We start from the raw sequence: 15,690 nt of genomic DNA on the forward strand, positions 1-15,690 counted from the left end.
TTGGTGTAAAGCCAAATGAGGACACGCCCTAGTATTTAGTTTAGGACTTTTTTTACTCAGTCAGATTCAGACGTTGTGGGGATTCCTGCTGGCTGCGGTATTGATCGGTGTCGGTTTTGGTAGCGCACAACCTTGCATCCAGACACTGGCCATTCAACGTGCACCGAAACACCGGATTGGTTATGCGACTTCGACCTTTTATACCTTTTATGATGTAGAAATTGCGGTCGGCTCGCTCCTGATTGGGGTGCTTATTGCGACTTATAGTTATCAGTTCGCCTTTATTCTCTGTAGTTTACTCACCCTATGCAGTATTGTTTACTTTAAATTGGTCGTTCAAGTTAAGACTGCCTAATACAAGTTAATGTCTAAATATAATAAAAAACAGGCAGATGAACTGCCTGTTTTAATTCTGACACGAAGATGTATTTATTCAGATGCTGAAGTATTTTCTTGTTCTTTTTCTTCTGCTTTCGGTTCTTGCATCATCGTGAATTGTGTTGCTTCTCCGGCAGCAGGATTATCTTGGCGGTTGCTTTTCAGCTTGATCTGTAAACGTAATTCATTAGTCGAATCGGCATTACGCAATGCTTCCTCATAAGAAATCGCACCCTCGTTATACAGGTCAAATAAGGCCTGATCGAAAGTCTGCATGCCCAGTTCACGAGATTTGCCCATAATAGCTTTCAGCTCATGAAACTCACCTTTTAAAATCAGATCAGAAATCAAAGGTGTATTTAACATGATTTCAATCGCAGCCCGACGGCCTTTCCCATCCTGAGTACGAATCAGACGCTGGGAAATAATTGCCTTCATATTCGAAGATAGATCCATCAATAACTGATTACGGCGTTCTTCCGGGAAGAAGTTAATAATCCGGTCCAAAGTCTGGTTAGCATTATTGGAATGCAGTGTGCCCAGACATAAATGTCCGGTTTCGGCGAAGGCAATTGCGTGTTCCATGGTTTCAGTATCGCGAATCTCACCAATCAGAATCACATCAGGTGCCTGACGCAAGGTATTTTTCAACGCATTGTGCCAGGAATGGCAATCTACCCCGACTTCACGGTGAGTAATCATAGATTTCTTGTGCTTATGCACATATTCCACTGGGTCTTCCACGGTAATAATATGCCCTGCAGAATTTTCATTGCGGTAGTCGATCATCGCTGCCAAAGAGGTCGATTTACCTGAACCTGTTCCTCCCACAACCAGTACCAGACCACGTTTTTCCATAATCACGTGTTTCAATGATTCTGGTAATTTCAGTTTCTGAAAATTTGGAATTTCTGCCGTAATGGTCCGGATCACCATCCCAACCTGAAGCTGTTGTACGAAAACATTTACTCGGAAGCGCGATACACCCGGCACGGTAATCGCGAAGTTACATTCTAGTTCAGCTTCAAACTCTTGACGCTGTTTGTCATTCATCAAGCTATAGGCAAACAGTTTGGTTTTTTCAGCAGTTAAGGTCTGTTGTCCAAAGGGCTTCATTAAGCCCTGGTGTTTAATACTCGGTGGAAAATCTGCGGTAATAAATAAGTCTGAGCCCCCATATTCCACTACTTTGGTCAGCATGTGATGCATGAATTTTTTTGCTTCGTCCAACAGTTCTGCCGTGAACATTCTCTTCCCCTGGAAATACACAATTACATGAATTTTAAATGCTTGATTCATGCCAATATCATTTGATTTTTATTGTGCAGCGTTTTTTTTAAAGCCTCAAATAGATTTGATTTATAAAGAAAATATTTTTGGAAAAATATGTGATACAGTTCAATAAAATATCAATTAAGTGGACATGATTTGATTTTTAAAACTATTCCACTTTAAAAGAATATTACGATGAAAAGATCATATTTAGGATAAATGCAGACAGGGTTAAATTAAATTCGTCAGGACAGAAAGGATAGAATTTAAAATAGATAGATGGCCGAAAACTGCCTTGCTTAAAAGCCACCATTAAAGAAGATTTATGACTCAGTTCTATTGAGCTGAATGACAGTCTGTTAATAAAAAGCAAAGATTAATCAGGAGAAAGTGCACGTAATCTGGACTGTTCCAGAAGTGATATTTGTGCATTTTCTGCCCGTAAGACTGGATTAATACGACTGCTCTTTAGCTTGATTTGTAGACGTAATTCATTGCTGGAGTCTGCATTACGCAAGGCTTCTTCATAAGAAATAATGCCTTGGTTATATAAATCAAACAACGCTTGATCAAAGGTTTGCATGCCCAGTTCCCGCGAACGAGCCATAATCGTTTTAAGTTCATGGAATTCACCTTTACGAATCAGGTCAGAAACTAAAGGTGTATTTTGCAGAATTTCTACCGCTGCCCGACGACCTTTACCATCTTCAGTACGAATTAGGCGCTGAGAAATCACGGCTTTGATATTGGCTGATAAATCTAGCAATAGCTGATTACGGCGTTCTTCCGGGAAGAAGTTAATAATCCGGTCCAGTGCCTGATCGGCATTATTGGAATGAAGTGTGGTAAGACATAAATGGCCGGATTCAGCAAAGGCAATTGCATGTTCCATACTGTCTGTATCGCGGATTTCACCAATCACGATGACGTCAGGTGCCTGCCGCATGGTATTAATCAGTGCATTGTGCCAGGAAACACAATCCACACCAATTTCCCGCTGGGTAATCATCGATTTTTTATGCTGATAGACATATTCCACCGGATCTTCGATTGTAATAATATGCCCTTCAGTATGCGTATTACGGTAATCAATCATAGCTGCTAATGTAGTCGATTTTCCGACACCCGTTGCGCCGACTACCAGCACCAGACCACGTTTCTGCATGATGACCTGTTGCAATGAAGCCGGTAAGCCTAGTTGCTCAAAGCTTGGAATATCTGTCGTAATGATCCTAATCACCATGCCTACATTGTGCTGTTGCTGGAAGACATTAACCCGGAAACGAGACACATTCGGGATGCTAATACTAAAATTGCATTCCATCACCGATTCAAACTCCTGAATCTGTCGCTCGTTCATCAAGGCATAAGCAAACAAACGGGTCTTTTCGGCTGTGAGTTTCTGCTGGCCAAACGGTTTCATTAACCCCTGCTGTTTGATACTAGGGGGGAAATCAGCTGTGATAAAAAGATCGGAACCACCATATTCAACGACTTTGGTCAGCATATGGTGCATAAATTTACGTGCTTCATCGAGCAATTCAGTTGTATACATAGCAAGATTCCTGGGATCATGACTCATCCGCTGTATAAAAACAGTGTCAGACTGACCTCTAATAAGTTATTGTTATTGTTATTGTTATTGTTTATTTTTTAAATTAATTATTTTTTATTCAATTTTTAAAATCGTTTTAATACTCATTGTTTTAATTTTCAAAATATCGAATAGTTTTCTTGAGTGTCCAAATATACACTTCTTAATACCCATATTCGATCATAATATCTTTCCCCAACGAATTGAGGAAAGACAAGACCGTCAGTTTAAGCGCTACGCTTTAAACTTTCGCATCGCAGTGAATCTGCCATATTTAACAATAATTGCTCGGTTTTTGTCCAGCCCAGACATCCATCAGTCACTGACTGGCCGTAAACCATATCTTCTGAGATTTTCTGGTTGCCATCGACCAGATGACTTTCGAGCATTACACCACGTACATTGTTGTGCAAACGTTCAGCGACGATCTGCTCCAGCACTTTAGATTGTAGCATTGGGTTTTTTGAACTATTGCCATGACTGCAATCAATAACCAGGGCCGGCAAATCGATTGAGTGTTTTGCTTTAATCTTTTCAATTTCAGACAACTGGTAGTTCGGACCACTATTTGAACCACGCAGGATCAAATGTGCTTTTGGATTACCTTGTGAGTTCAGGATACATGGCAAACCCGATTGACTCATGCCCATGAACTGATGGGAGTTGGAAGCTGACTGAATGGCATCAAGAGCAATTTGAATCGAACCATCTGTCCCATTTTTGAAACCGATGCTGTACGACATATGGCTGGAAATTTCACGGTGAATTTGTGATTCACTGGTACGCGCGCCAATCGCGCCCCAGGTCAATAGATCATCAAAATACGCCGTTGCCATTGGACTTAAGATCTCTGAGGCAATCGGCAGGCCCATGCCAATCAGTTTTAGGTACAGTGCACGAGATTTTTCCAGACCCAATTGCATATTGGATGAGCCATCGAGTTCTGGGTCATACAGGAAGCCTTTCCAGCCGACAGTAGTCCGTGGTTTTTCAATATAAGCCCGCATAACCAGGAAAATTTGATCTGAGACCTGTTCCTGAAGCTGTTTTAATTTTTCTGCATATTCCAGTGCGGAAGCTTCATCATGAATGGAACATGGTCCGGTAATCACCATTAAACGGTGATCTTTACCCTCTAAAATATTTTGAATAATTTGACGCTGTTCAGCGACTTGTACAGCCAATTGCGGAGACAGTGGCAATCGCTGCTTAAGCTGCTGTGGCAAAGCTAAAATGGTTTCTGTTTGATGTTGTTGTGATGTATTTGCAATATTCATGACTTTAAATCCTGGGACTGGCAATCAGTCCAAACTTTTATTTGAGCGTTATGGGTCTAATCGAAGATGTCGAAAGCGTCATTAGCTGGCTAAAGTAAGACCAATAAAAGTTGCTAAAGTATGAATAGTTAAAGTTTGTCATGTCTGTCTCCAAAAACTGTTAAATCACATGCATAAAAAAACCTGATCAGGGTTGCCGATCAGGTATTAACTGGTGGGCAACCTTTTCATTGCCCAAACGCATTCAGGCAATTATCTAAACTGCCAAAAATAAAAATAAGCGTTTGAAATGATAGGTTGCTTTAACATGTTTATGTCTTTCATAAAAATGTGAATCTGAAATTAAAATACGCGCTCTATCCAGTTTTGACAAGTAGTAAATATAAAAAAATATTTATCAGTATTTGTACTTTTACTTATCGCCCTAGAATTCTAGCCTTTCAGTGATTAATTTTCAGATATTAATAATGAACAAAGTCGTGAAAGTCAGCGGACTTTGCCCATTTCCTTAAAACCAAGAGCATATTAGATCTTGGTTTTGGCATTTGCAATTAACGGGTTACGCGATTCCATGCATCACGTACTGCAAATTTTGCCTGTTCCCAGTTCAGACGTGACTGGCCTTTTGCTTGCTCCCATTTTACTTTCAGATCGCTTTCTACGTCTTCAAAACGGGTATTAGCATCATATGCCCCACGGTTTTCATAACCGACACGATAGGCCGCATCATAGTCACGATCGTAATCTAAATCGCTATACGTGGTACGGGCATCTGAATAATAAGGGGTTTCAACAGCATTATCTCGCCAGAAAGCTGCTTCTTCAGTCGGGTTCACAGCTTCGCCTACGCCTTTACCTGCGAGACCACCGACCACTGCCCCAACAACACCGCCTACTGCTGCACCGACCGGACCGCCTGCGGCACCGACCGCTGCACCTGCCGCTGCGCCACCTGCAGCACCAATACCTGTACCCACAGGATGAGCACCAGGTTCACCAGTAATTGGATCAGCATTTAAATCATCGCGGACATCTTTAGGCGCATTCTTAATTACATCACGATCAAAATTATCATTCGACATAGAGCTTATCCTTATTCTTTAAAATGGTTTTATCACGTATTTTCATACGTCCTATTTAATATAAGCATCTGGCATGTAATGACATTAGCAGGCGTGTGTTGTTTCAGTGACTCTCTGTGAGGCTTTCATGCACTAATGTATCTTGAATCAAGTGAAAGCCGCATAAAAAAGACCGGATTGGTACCGGTCTTTTTTAGATTAAAACAGCTTAGTCAAAATGAATGACTGTACGGATTGATTTACCTTCATGCATCAGGTCAAAAGCTTCATTGATCTGATCTAATGGCATCGTATGTGTCACAAATGGTTCTAATTGAATTTCGCCTTTCATGGCCTGCTCAACCATGCCCGGTAATTGAGAACGGCCCTTAACACCACCAAATGCCGTACTCATCCATTTACGGCTTGTGACTAGCTGGAATGGACGAGTCGAGATTTCTTTACCTGCACCTGCTACGCCAATAATCACAGACTGACCCCAACCGCGATGCGCACATTCTAGTGCTGAACGCATTACGTCGACATTACCAATACATTCAAAAGAGTGGTCTACGCCCCAACCGGTCATTTCCACAATCACTTGCTGAATTGGCTTGTCATAGTCTTTCGGATTCACAAAATCAGTAGCACCAAACTGTTTAGCCAGTTCGAATTTATCTGGATTGGTATCCACGGCAATAATACGACCTGCCTTAGCCTGACGAGCACCCTTGTACAACTGCAAGTCCAATACCGCCTAAGCCAAATACAGCAACACTATCGCCTTCCTGCACTTTAGCAGTGTTATGTACTGCACCAATACCTGTAGTCACGCCACAGCCCAATAAACACACTTGCTCATGGTTAGCTTCAGGGTTAATTTTCGCCAGAGAAACTTCTGCAACGACTGTATATTCAGAGAACGTTGAACAGCCCATATAATGATAAATTGGCTGGCCATTATAAGAAAAACGGGTAGTTCCATCTGGCATTACACCTTTACCCTGAGTCGCACGAACCGCTACACACAGGTTGGTCTTACCCGATTTACAGAACAGACATTCACCACATTCTGCTGTGTAAAGTGGAATCACATGATCACCCGGTTTCAGACTCGTTACGCCTTCACTTACCTCAACGACCACACCCGCACCTTCGTGGCCTAAAATTGCTGGAAATACGCCTTCCGGATCATCACCAGACAAGGTAAATGCATCGGTATGACATACGCCAGTATGGCTAATTTTTACCAGTACTTCACCTGCTTTTGGTGGAGCAACATCTACTTCCACAATTTCTAATGGCTGACCTGAGCCAAATGTAACCGCTGCACGTGATTTCATGTAAAACAAGCCTTTTATTACTGATTTACAGATGGTTAACAGTAACCTCTTTCTATTCGGAGATTCAACCATTAACATCACTAGTTGAGGAATAAAACCCCTATAACAAATGGAACATCAATGACTAAGCCCTCGTCAATTACATGTTTAAGTATTTTTGTTTTTAGCCTGACTATTTCTGGCTGTGAATTAGCTCCCAATACAGCAAAAGAAGAAGCTATTACTCCCGTACAATCGGCCCACTGGATTAGAGAGGAACAGCTACCACAGATTCAGGAAGGTAAAACGGCTTATCTGCCTTTATATGATGGTTTTATGAGTATGGCGGCAAGGTTATATCTGATCAATCAGGCCAAATACCATCTCGACCTGCAATATTACATCTGGAAAGATGACTATATTGGCAACATGATTCTCTCCCAATTATTAAAAGCCGCTGATCGAGGCGTGAAGGTTCGGGTTCAGATTGATGACCAGAACGGAACTCAACTGGATGATAAGCTGCTGGCCTTAGCTCAGCATCCTAATTTCGAAGTCAGATTATTTAATCCTTATAAATTCCGTCATTTGCGTGCCCTAGATTACGGATTCCGTATGAAATATGTTAATCCGCGCATGCATAATAAACTGATTATTGCGGATGGTACGGCAGCGGTCACAGGTGGTCGGAATATCAGTAGTGAATATTTTGATGCCAGTGAAGACTTTCAGTTTAGCGATGTTGATATTTTCTTTGCCGGAAAACCAGCACACGATGCGAATCAGACCTTTATCAAATTCTGGAACGATGATCTAAGCTATGACATCCGACAAGTTCTAAATGATTCAGGTAATCCACAACTTTTAAAACGGTTGAGAACAGAATTTAAAGAAGATGAAGTCGATAAAAATGAACTAAGACGTCGAGTCGGTATTGCGGAACAGCAGATTGATGAGCAGCTGAGAAAGCGCCCGATAAAATGGGGAAATGCCTATTTTGTTGCCGACGCCCCTTCCAAGGTCCGTGGTAGCACCCAGAATGGTGATTATATTTATACTCATATGCTGGAACTTATGGGTGAGCCCAAAGACCATCTGGAACTGGTTTCTTCTTATTTCATTCCTACTCAGGAAGGTGCGGATTATTTAAGTAAACGTGCCCAACAGGGTGTCAAAATCAGAATTTTAACCAATTCGTTCCAGGCAAATGATGTTGCTTTGGTTCATGCCTATTATCAGCAATACCGTAAACAGCTCCTCAAAAATGGAATTGAACTCTGGGAATTTAAACCCTATATTGAACGACCAAAACGGACTTGGTATGAAATTATGACCGGTAATATTATTCCGGCCAAAAATAAGAACAGTTCCAGTCTACATGCCAAATTCTTTGATCTGGATGGCATGGTATTTATTGGTTCCTTTAACTTCGATCCACGTTCTGCCTATTTAAACACTGAAATCGGTCTGGTGATTGAATCTGATCAGCTCCAAGATGAAATTACCAAGTCCTTAAACCAGTATTTACCCAGAATAGCTTATCAACTTAAGTTAAATAAACAGGGCGAGATCATTTGGCTGGAACATCAAAAAAATGGTTCAGTGATTCAGCATAATCATGACCCTGAAACAACACAATTCCAGCGTTATATGATGAATCTGGTGACAAAATTCCCGGGAGAATGGTTAATGTAATGACAGATACATTGCGATCAAATCACATTTAGTGTGGTTTTTCCTTAATTGATAGTTGGCTTTAGATATTTTAGATCTTTATTGGTAATAAGCTGAACAATATAAAATTGACTAAATCTCTAAATCGAGTTTTTCTACTTATATTTTTCAGCTTATTTCTTATACATTAATCAGATCAATGCTGACAAAGGTTTTACCTATTCCGTTGATTGCTCTAGAATTACACTTTTCTAGTATTTTGCGAATTTTCGCTTTCCACTCCCATGCAATTTTTTGATTTAAGCCGCCAGTTTAAACTCAGTGATATTCTCACCCCTGTTAAGACCTTGCAGGATCTGTCTCAACAAGAATGGTTTTTAGCCAAAGTACGGGTTGAACATGATTGCCTGTCTGATTCAGACTTGGTCGAAGGTCAGGTCGTACTTAAATCTAATCAGAATATCCAGATCGAACTGGAATGGTTGATTCAGGATAACGGTTATGAATTACAGGTACTATTTAAAGGTGTTGAAACCGAAGCTTCTGAAGAAACGCTGGTGATGGTTAAAGGTGCACAACTGGTCGATGAACAACAGCAACTGATTTCTGCACAGGCTTTAAGTTTATGGATTGACGGGACATTACTTCCAATGTTGCCAAATATTCGCAAGGAAATTAAAGCGCGCTTAAACCTGTGGGATTATGTGGAATATGAAAGTTAATTCATTTTTCCATTTTCCATTTCTAAAATTTAAAAGAGCCATATCGGCTCTTTTTGTTCATAGGAAATTTATTTCTTATTTTTAATTGGTTAAATTGCCTTGACCTGAATATTTTTATGGCAATGCCTATTTTAGACATACAGATTAAGCTTGATTAAAATAATAAAGAGAAAACATCATGATTTCCCCTTCTGAATGGCAAAATATCCGTCAGGTAGTTGCTAATGCACAGCGTGCAGCAATGTATTGTTCGATCGCAACCGTCAATCCCCAAGGTTTTCCTAGTATCACTCCGATCGGAACTGTCTTCCTGGATCAGCAGTCTAATACAGGTTTCTTTTTTGATATCTACTCCACCACCTTCTCTGAAAATTTACAGCATCAGCCACTTGCATGCATTCAAGCTGTGAATAGCAGCAAACTTTTCTGGTTAAGCTCCATGTTTAAGGGAAAATTTAAGCATTATCCCGGTGTACGTCTATATGCAGAAATTGGCTCTTTACGTCCTGCTACAGCGGAAGAGATTGAGAAAGTTGAATCTCGTATTTTAGCTTTAAAATGGAGTAAAGGGAGCAAACTGATCTGGTCCAGCTTTCATCATGTGCGGGATATTAAAGTTAAGGATTATCGCTGGGTCGAATATCCCAATATGCAGGTAGAAAATATTTAAAAACTTTCTAAAAGTAAGTTTATTTCAAAAATATACTTAAAATTTATATTTATTCATAACTCAAATTAGACCGACATGCTCGAACATCATCCGATAACTGTCTGCTTTCTTATCTAGAGCCAAAGGATAAGCTCGGGATGAAGACGGCATCCGGTATAAATACAGCTCACGTCCAAGAAAATGTGCCTGAGTGGGCTCGCCTATACTTGGTTTCAACGTACCTTCAGGCATCGATAGCATCAGGGTATCTGTAGCCTTGTCGCCTGTGGTCATGATGTGGTTGCAGTCTGGCATTTTCCCTAATAGATCCTGCAAATTGGTTGGTACTACAATTTCCAGAAATTTATCGGAAGCATTTCCCTTCAGGCGTCGGATCTGATAAGCACTGTCAAAAATCGCAATCCCCGTTTCAGTTAGAAACTCACGGATTAGATGTTCCTGAAATTTTTTATTGGGTAAGTCCAAAAAGTAATCTTTATTTTTAAAGAAAATTAACCCAAATATCCGCCACATATCATTTTGGTAATTCGGATAATAAAAATTCATTTTCCAGCGCGTTGCGGGTGGTGGAAAGCTGCCCAACATCAGTAATTTGGCATTGGGCGGTAAAAATGGCGGTAATGGATGGGTTTCAATATCCAACATAAACTGTTCCAGATTCAGGTATTTCAGTTATTTTAGAATGCCTGACGGATCTTACTAGCAACTTCTTGTCCCCAAAGTGTATAAACTTCCTTACTTGGATGAAATCCATCTTGGGCCATTTGTAAATTCATGGCACGATATTTTTCAATATCGTATTCAATCCATTGCATGTTTTTCTGTTTGTTCACAAATTTTTCCAGTTGCTGGTTCATGTGTTTGGCATATTGACCAAATAACCAGGCCAGAGGATTCGGTAAAGCCGGGAACATATTCATCGGAGGAACACCGGCTGCAATGACCAGTTTTGGATTAAACTTTTGCTGGATTTTGCTATAAAACTGTTCCTGCTTCTTGATCCAGACATCGGCAGGCATGAGTTTAGTTACATCATTCACGCCGACTGAAGTCACGACCACATCATAGGATTTAGCTTCAATCTGATCTAAAGTATGAATGACTTTTGAGGTGGTATCGCCTGTTTTTGCCTGCAACTTCCATTCAATTTCAAAGTCATTTTTTAGCTCATTCAGAATCGCGCCGAGTAAGGCATCATCCTGATGATCTACGCCCACGCCTGCTGCTGCTGAATCACCTACAATCAGTAATGAAAGTTTTTTTCCTGTTCCTGTTTGCCCTTCACGTGCACCTTCTGGTTCTGGAAGTTTTATCGTATTTTTTTTGACACGGTTACCCTGAATTATGAGCGCGGGAATTAAGGCGATAGTGGCAGCTTTGAGCAACATAATGGACTAATTTATATAAAGATATGATTGATTTTACTGCAATTTATGGATTACGAGTAATACCTCAGCAGTCATTTTTAATGAATATTCACGTAACTTAGAATTTTGTCCGTACATTGCTTTCTAATATTTGTATATAAAATTTTTACTTAACGAGTAGATTAAAAAATTAAAAAATCCCGCCATTTAGCGGGATTTTTTTTAATGTAGCTGATCTATCAAACTTTATGATCATTCCAGCGGTTCATGCGCTTGAAAGTTCCGATATCATTAAAGCGTACACCCACTTCTTTCATGACTTTATGCGCCGTTTTAGAGGTCAACTGACGTATATAAAAGGGTTCTTTGACCACAAAATGATGGATCGCATGAGTTGAACCGAAATTACAGCAAAATAACTGGAATGGCACCATCCACCATGGATTCAGTACCTGAGTCTGCTTGATGACATCGCGTGGATCAATATCACCATAATAATGCATATTGGAGCTAACGAATTGCAGGCTAAAAGAACGGATAAAATTCGGAATGATCCAAACTACTGTCAAGAAATTCACGAGCGGCATAGCTTCGATGATACTTTCCGACCAAAGCATTTCATAACCAAAGATTGGTGCAACAGCATTGCCTACATGAAAAACTACAAATAAATAGCACAGACCATAATAAATCATGCTTAATGGCAAGAAGCCCAAGAGCTGAGAAATCATGGCAACTTTACGTTCTTTTTCAGGTTGTTTTTCCATAAAAATATGAATCATTTTAAACATCTGAAATGGACGTAAATAGACCGACATGAGCTGGTCACTTATCACTAGTATGCGGCGAATCCCCCATGGCATACCATTACTGATGCCACGTTCTTCAAGATCATATTCAGTTCCTGAATATTTATGATGGTGCAAATGTAAACGACGACGTGCCCATGGACTAATTGTATTTGGACGAGCCAGCCACACCAAAGCCAACATTAAATGATGTGCCCAAGGCGTTTTTTTGAAATACATATAATGAATCAGGTCATGTTCCAATTCATGTGTCAGTGAAGCAAAAATTGCAATCAATGGAATGGTGAACCACGCCGAAAGATAACCATATCCATATGCCAATGCGCATGCGATCATCCCCGTCCAGGCAAAACCTAAAATACTCGCACCAATAAAATTCTGATGTTTGAGTATAGGATAACGGGTACGTATTTCTTCCCCGGCCTGTGTAACGATATTTCTGACCTTAGAGATTCGCTGTTGGTCAGTCATATCCGAAGATGTAGACATATGGACAACCTTTAATTTCTGAACAATTGTACATTAAAGGAATTTATAAAAAAGAGAAGTTATCTTTCCACTTTCGCAGCGAGTATGTCCAAGTTTTGGGCAGTTTTAGTAATTTTTTTAAGATCAAGAATAAAGCAGAAAAATAAGGAGATATTTTCTATAAAATTTATCGTCTAAAAATTCTTTTCTTAAAAATTTAATTATCTCTATTCTGATAAAATTTTTATTTTTATATAGAAATAAAATTTATTCATCATCAAAGTGTTAATGACTTTTAGGGATTTAACTAAACATCTTAATAATTTATAACGCCTTTAAATCCGATACCAGAATTATCCAACCTACTTTTATCCAAATTTTTAAATACTAAAAATTAAAAAAGCCCCTGATGGAGCTTTTTTGAATTGAAGTTTTAACCTAATTTATTGACTAATTTTAGCGGTAATACTTTCATTGCTAAACCGAGTGGCAACCAAGGCCACTTCGGTACATAAGCTTTGACTGGCGCTTTTTCAATTTCTTCTGCCAATAGACGTGAACCCGTTTTCTCATCCACTTCAAACGGTAATTTTTTCGCGCCTTCATTAATTTCAGTACGAATATAGCCTGGGAAAATGGTCGTAACTTTAATTGGTGTATCAATTAGTTCAGCACGAATGCCTTCAGCCAGATGTGCAACTCCAGCCTTACTTGCGCCGTAAGCGGTCAAGTGTTTTGGCATACCACGCATTGCGCTCATCGATGAAATCATCACCAGATGACCGGAGTTTTGTGCGCGGAAAATTTCCACTGCAGCTTCACATTGTGCCAATGCAGAAATAAAGTTAGTTTCAACAGTAGCTTTATTGATCGCAAAATTACCTTTACCAATCCGGCGGCCTTCACCTACACCGGCATTGACAATAATCCGGTCAATGGTGCCAAAGTCTTCTTTAAAGGCACGGAAAACTTCAAAAACCTGATCATAATTGGTTACATCCAGTGTTTTGGCAATGACTTTAATATCATATTGGCTTTCGAGTTCTTGTTTCAAAGTTTCCAGACGTTCCAGACGACGTGCACAAATCGCCAGGTTATACCCTTTTTTTGCAAATTCACGTGCCATACCGGCACCAATCCCTGAACTTGCACCAGTAATTAAAATCGTTTTAGCCATAATTTTTACCCTATCCCTTTATTTTTTTCTAAGGTGTTTTATCTTCAAAAATTTTTAAATCCAGGTTAGCAGGTCTGGACGTTGTGCTTTAATAAAATGATGTTCATTCAAGCTGAGTAGCTGGGGTTCATTTCCGACCAGACGTAATGTAGTAATGCTGGTATTGGTAATTGCCCAGTTTAAAGCGAAAGTTTTCTCTGGACTCAGACCCAGGATTTTGCCTACCGCGACAGAGATGACACCACCCGAGGTATACACGATTGCATAGCGCGGTTTAGTTTGCGCAAGCTGGTCACATAAATTTTGCAAACCGGTTTCTACACGGCTTTTAAAATTGGGCCAGGATTCATCATATTCGTGGTGATAATCATCACAGGTCCATCGAGCAATCGCTCCACTAAAGATTTTGCTCAAATAGTCTCGCGGATTGGCATGTTCTGAGACATCCTGCTTCAGCAGTTCTGGCTGATTAAAACGCGGTTCATAACGGGCAAAGACCTGCTGATGATTAAACTCATTCCAGGCACTATCGGTCAAAATCTCGCTTTCAGGAAAACATTCTTCTAGAGATAACTGCGCCGTTTGTTGATGACGTTGCATAGAACCAGCCACTACATACGGTGCTTCTTTCAGAATTTCATCAAAATAACGACCGAGCAATTTTGCCTGTAGTTCCCCATTTGGCGAAAGCTGATCATAACTGGCTGCCCCGAAAGATGCCTGTCCATGCCGGATCAAGTAAATGGTGGTCATTTTTGCATTAACTCTTTAAATTTCAGGATATATTTTTGTGCAATGTCATTGGCTTCAAGCTTTTGTAGACCAATCAGTTTTAATGCACGGATATGCAAGGCATGAATCACTACCCAAAAATCCTTAAAGGCCGGATTGTTGGTTTGTTTGTGGTAATAACGGTAATAGATCTGCTGAGCAATCACTGAGAGACGGAAAATCCCAAACACTTCATAGAATGTCCAGTTTTCCGGTTGCAGACCGGTTTTCTCCAGATAGTAATCCACCACTTCTTTACGGGTAAACATACCTTTTAAATTGGTGGGCTGACGACGTGTTGCTTTAAAAATGGCATTGTCCGTATCTTCTACCCAATAAGCCAAGGCAGAACCCAAGTCCATCAGCGGATCACCCAGAGTGGCCATTTCCCAGTCCAGCACCCCAATAACTTCAGTTGGATTTTCTGGATCCAAAATGACATTATCAAAACGCCAGTCATTGTGAATGACACAGGTTTTAGAATCAGATGGAATATTATCTTTCAGCCAGTTACGCACGTATTTAAAAGATGGAACATTTAATGTTTTGGCTTTTTCGTAACGTGCATCCCAGCCTTCTACCTGACGACGGCAATAGCCTTCACCTTTACCTAACTTTTCCAGTTCTGTACCAGTGTAAGGAACTTGGTGTAGTTCGATCAGCTTATCAATCACATTAATACATAGAGTCTGGATATCTGGTTCAGTCAGTTGTAATTCAGGCGGCAGCTTGGCACGCGGAATAATACCTTCAATGCGTTTCATCACATAAAAATCACAGCCAATGACTGATTCATCCTGACAAAGTGCCACCATTTCAGGTACGACTGGATAGTGTTCAGCCAAAGCTTTTTGTACATGATATTCACGTGCCATGTCATGCGCAGATTTAGCTTTAGTCCCTTGAGGCGGACGACGTAGAATCAAATCGGCATTGGCATATTGCAAACGATAAGTCCAGTTTGAAGCTCCACCGGAATATTGAGTAAGCTCTAAAGGACCTTCTACATTTACTCCTTGTTGATTTAACCAATCTGTGATGGCCTGTACATCCAGTTCCTCACCTTCACGAACTGATCCACCTACATCAATGACCGCCATAATTTTTCCTTAAAATCTTCTAATACGT

Annotated in this window: 13 protein-coding genes and 2 pseudogenes; 4 read left to right on the forward strand and 11 right to left on the reverse strand. The window is 40.2% G+C overall.

Features of this window, described 5'->3' with window-relative positions; genetic code table 11:
- Window positions 1-28: 28 nt before the first annotated feature.
- Window positions 29-355 (forward strand): annotated as a pseudogene (locus RJ01_RS12705) (MFS transporter); the annotation flags it as partial.
- A gap of 74 nt (window positions 356-429) precedes the next feature.
- Here RJ01_RS12705 and RJ01_RS12710 read toward each other — a convergent pair.
- The 5 genes and pseudogenes from RJ01_RS12710 to RJ01_RS12730 all read right to left on the reverse strand — a co-directional run bounded on the left by RJ01_RS12710 (window position 430) and on the right by RJ01_RS12730 (window position 6,925).
- A complete protein-coding gene (locus RJ01_RS12710; RefSeq protein ID WP_005235842.1) occupies window positions 430-1,626 on the reverse strand; it encodes a PilT/PilU family type 4a pilus ATPase in 1,197 nt (398 codons plus the stop codon).
- Window positions 1,627-2,026: 400 nt separating this feature from the next.
- Window positions 2,027-3,205, reverse strand: coding sequence for a PilT/PilU family type 4a pilus ATPase (locus tag RJ01_RS12715; RefSeq protein WP_005235844.1), 1,179 nt, complete (start codon window positions 3,203-3,205; stop codon window positions 2,027-2,029).
- Window positions 3,206-3,471: 266 nt separating this feature from the next.
- A complete protein-coding gene (locus RJ01_RS12720) occupies window positions 3,472-4,521 on the reverse strand; it encodes a 3-deoxy-7-phosphoheptulonate synthase (protein ID WP_005235846.1) in 1,050 nt (349 codons plus the stop codon).
- Between the two features lie 551 nt (window positions 4,522-5,072).
- On the reverse strand, window positions 5,073-5,603 hold the full coding sequence (locus RJ01_RS12725; RefSeq protein WP_005235848.1) for a hypothetical protein: 531 nt from the start codon (window positions 5,601-5,603) through the stop codon (window positions 5,073-5,075).
- Window positions 5,604-5,811: 208 nt separating this feature from the next.
- Window positions 5,812-6,925 (reverse strand): annotated as a pseudogene (locus tag RJ01_RS12730) (S-(hydroxymethyl)glutathione dehydrogenase/class III alcohol dehydrogenase).
- A gap of 120 nt (window positions 6,926-7,045) precedes the next feature.
- Between RJ01_RS12730 and RJ01_RS12735 the strand changes: the two are divergent.
- The 3 genes from RJ01_RS12735 to RJ01_RS12745 all read left to right on the forward strand — a co-directional run bounded on the left by RJ01_RS12735 (window position 7,046) and on the right by RJ01_RS12745 (window position 9,970).
- Window positions 7,046-8,599, forward strand: coding sequence for a phospholipase D family protein (locus RJ01_RS12735; protein ID WP_034171359.1), 1,554 nt, complete (start codon window positions 7,046-7,048; stop codon window positions 8,597-8,599).
- A 263-nt stretch (window positions 8,600-8,862) separates the two neighbouring features.
- The gene (locus tag RJ01_RS12740; RefSeq protein WP_034171360.1) at window positions 8,863-9,300 is read left to right on the forward strand and encodes a hypothetical protein; all 438 of its coding nucleotides are present in this window, start codon (window positions 8,863-8,865) and stop codon (window positions 9,298-9,300) included.
- Between the two features lie 178 nt (window positions 9,301-9,478).
- A complete protein-coding gene (locus tag RJ01_RS12745) occupies window positions 9,479-9,970 on the forward strand; it encodes a pyridoxamine 5'-phosphate oxidase family protein (RefSeq protein WP_034171361.1) in 492 nt (163 codons plus the stop codon).
- A gap of 60 nt (window positions 9,971-10,030) precedes the next feature.
- Here RJ01_RS12745 and RJ01_RS12750 read toward each other — a convergent pair whose 3' ends face one another.
- The 6 genes from RJ01_RS12750 to RJ01_RS12775 all read right to left on the reverse strand — a co-directional run bounded on the left by RJ01_RS12750 (window position 10,031) and on the right by RJ01_RS12775 (window position 15,662).
- Window positions 10,031-10,615, reverse strand: coding sequence for a uracil-DNA glycosylase family protein (locus tag RJ01_RS12750; RefSeq protein WP_034171362.1), 585 nt, complete (start codon window positions 10,613-10,615; stop codon window positions 10,031-10,033).
- 32 nt (window positions 10,616-10,647) lie between these two features.
- Entirely contained in the window at window positions 10,648-11,358 is a 711-nt protein-coding gene (locus tag RJ01_RS12755; RefSeq protein ID WP_005235857.1) for an SGNH/GDSL hydrolase family protein, read from the reverse strand.
- Between the two features lie 218 nt (window positions 11,359-11,576).
- Window positions 11,577-12,635: a fatty acid desaturase gene (locus tag RJ01_RS12760; protein WP_005235858.1), complete on the reverse strand. Its 1,059-nt coding sequence runs from the start codon at window positions 12,633-12,635 to the stop codon at window positions 11,577-11,579.
- Between the two features lie 412 nt (window positions 12,636-13,047).
- Window positions 13,048-13,791 carry an SDR family oxidoreductase gene (locus RJ01_RS12765; RefSeq protein ID WP_004785546.1) on the reverse strand — a complete coding sequence of 248 codons (744 nt, stop codon included), beginning with the start codon at window positions 13,789-13,791 and terminating at the stop codon, window positions 13,048-13,050.
- Window positions 13,792-13,845: 54 nt separating this feature from the next.
- The gene (locus tag RJ01_RS12770) at window positions 13,846-14,544 is read right to left on the reverse strand and encodes a histidine phosphatase family protein (protein WP_034171363.1); all 699 of its coding nucleotides are present in this window, start codon (window positions 14,542-14,544) and stop codon (window positions 13,846-13,848) included.
- Window positions 14,541-15,662, reverse strand: a complete 1,122-nt coding sequence (locus RJ01_RS12775; protein WP_034171364.1) for a phosphotransferase family protein — start codon at window positions 15,660-15,662, stop codon at window positions 14,541-14,543. Before RJ01_RS12775 ends, RJ01_RS12770 begins: the two co-directional genes overlap by 4 nt.
- Between the last annotated feature and the right edge of the window lie 28 nt (window positions 15,663-15,690).

Source organism: Acinetobacter sp. YZS-X1-1 (assembly GCF_000804305.1).
GTDB classification, from domain to species: domain Bacteria; phylum Pseudomonadota; class Gammaproteobacteria; order Pseudomonadales; family Moraxellaceae; genus Acinetobacter; species Acinetobacter variabilis.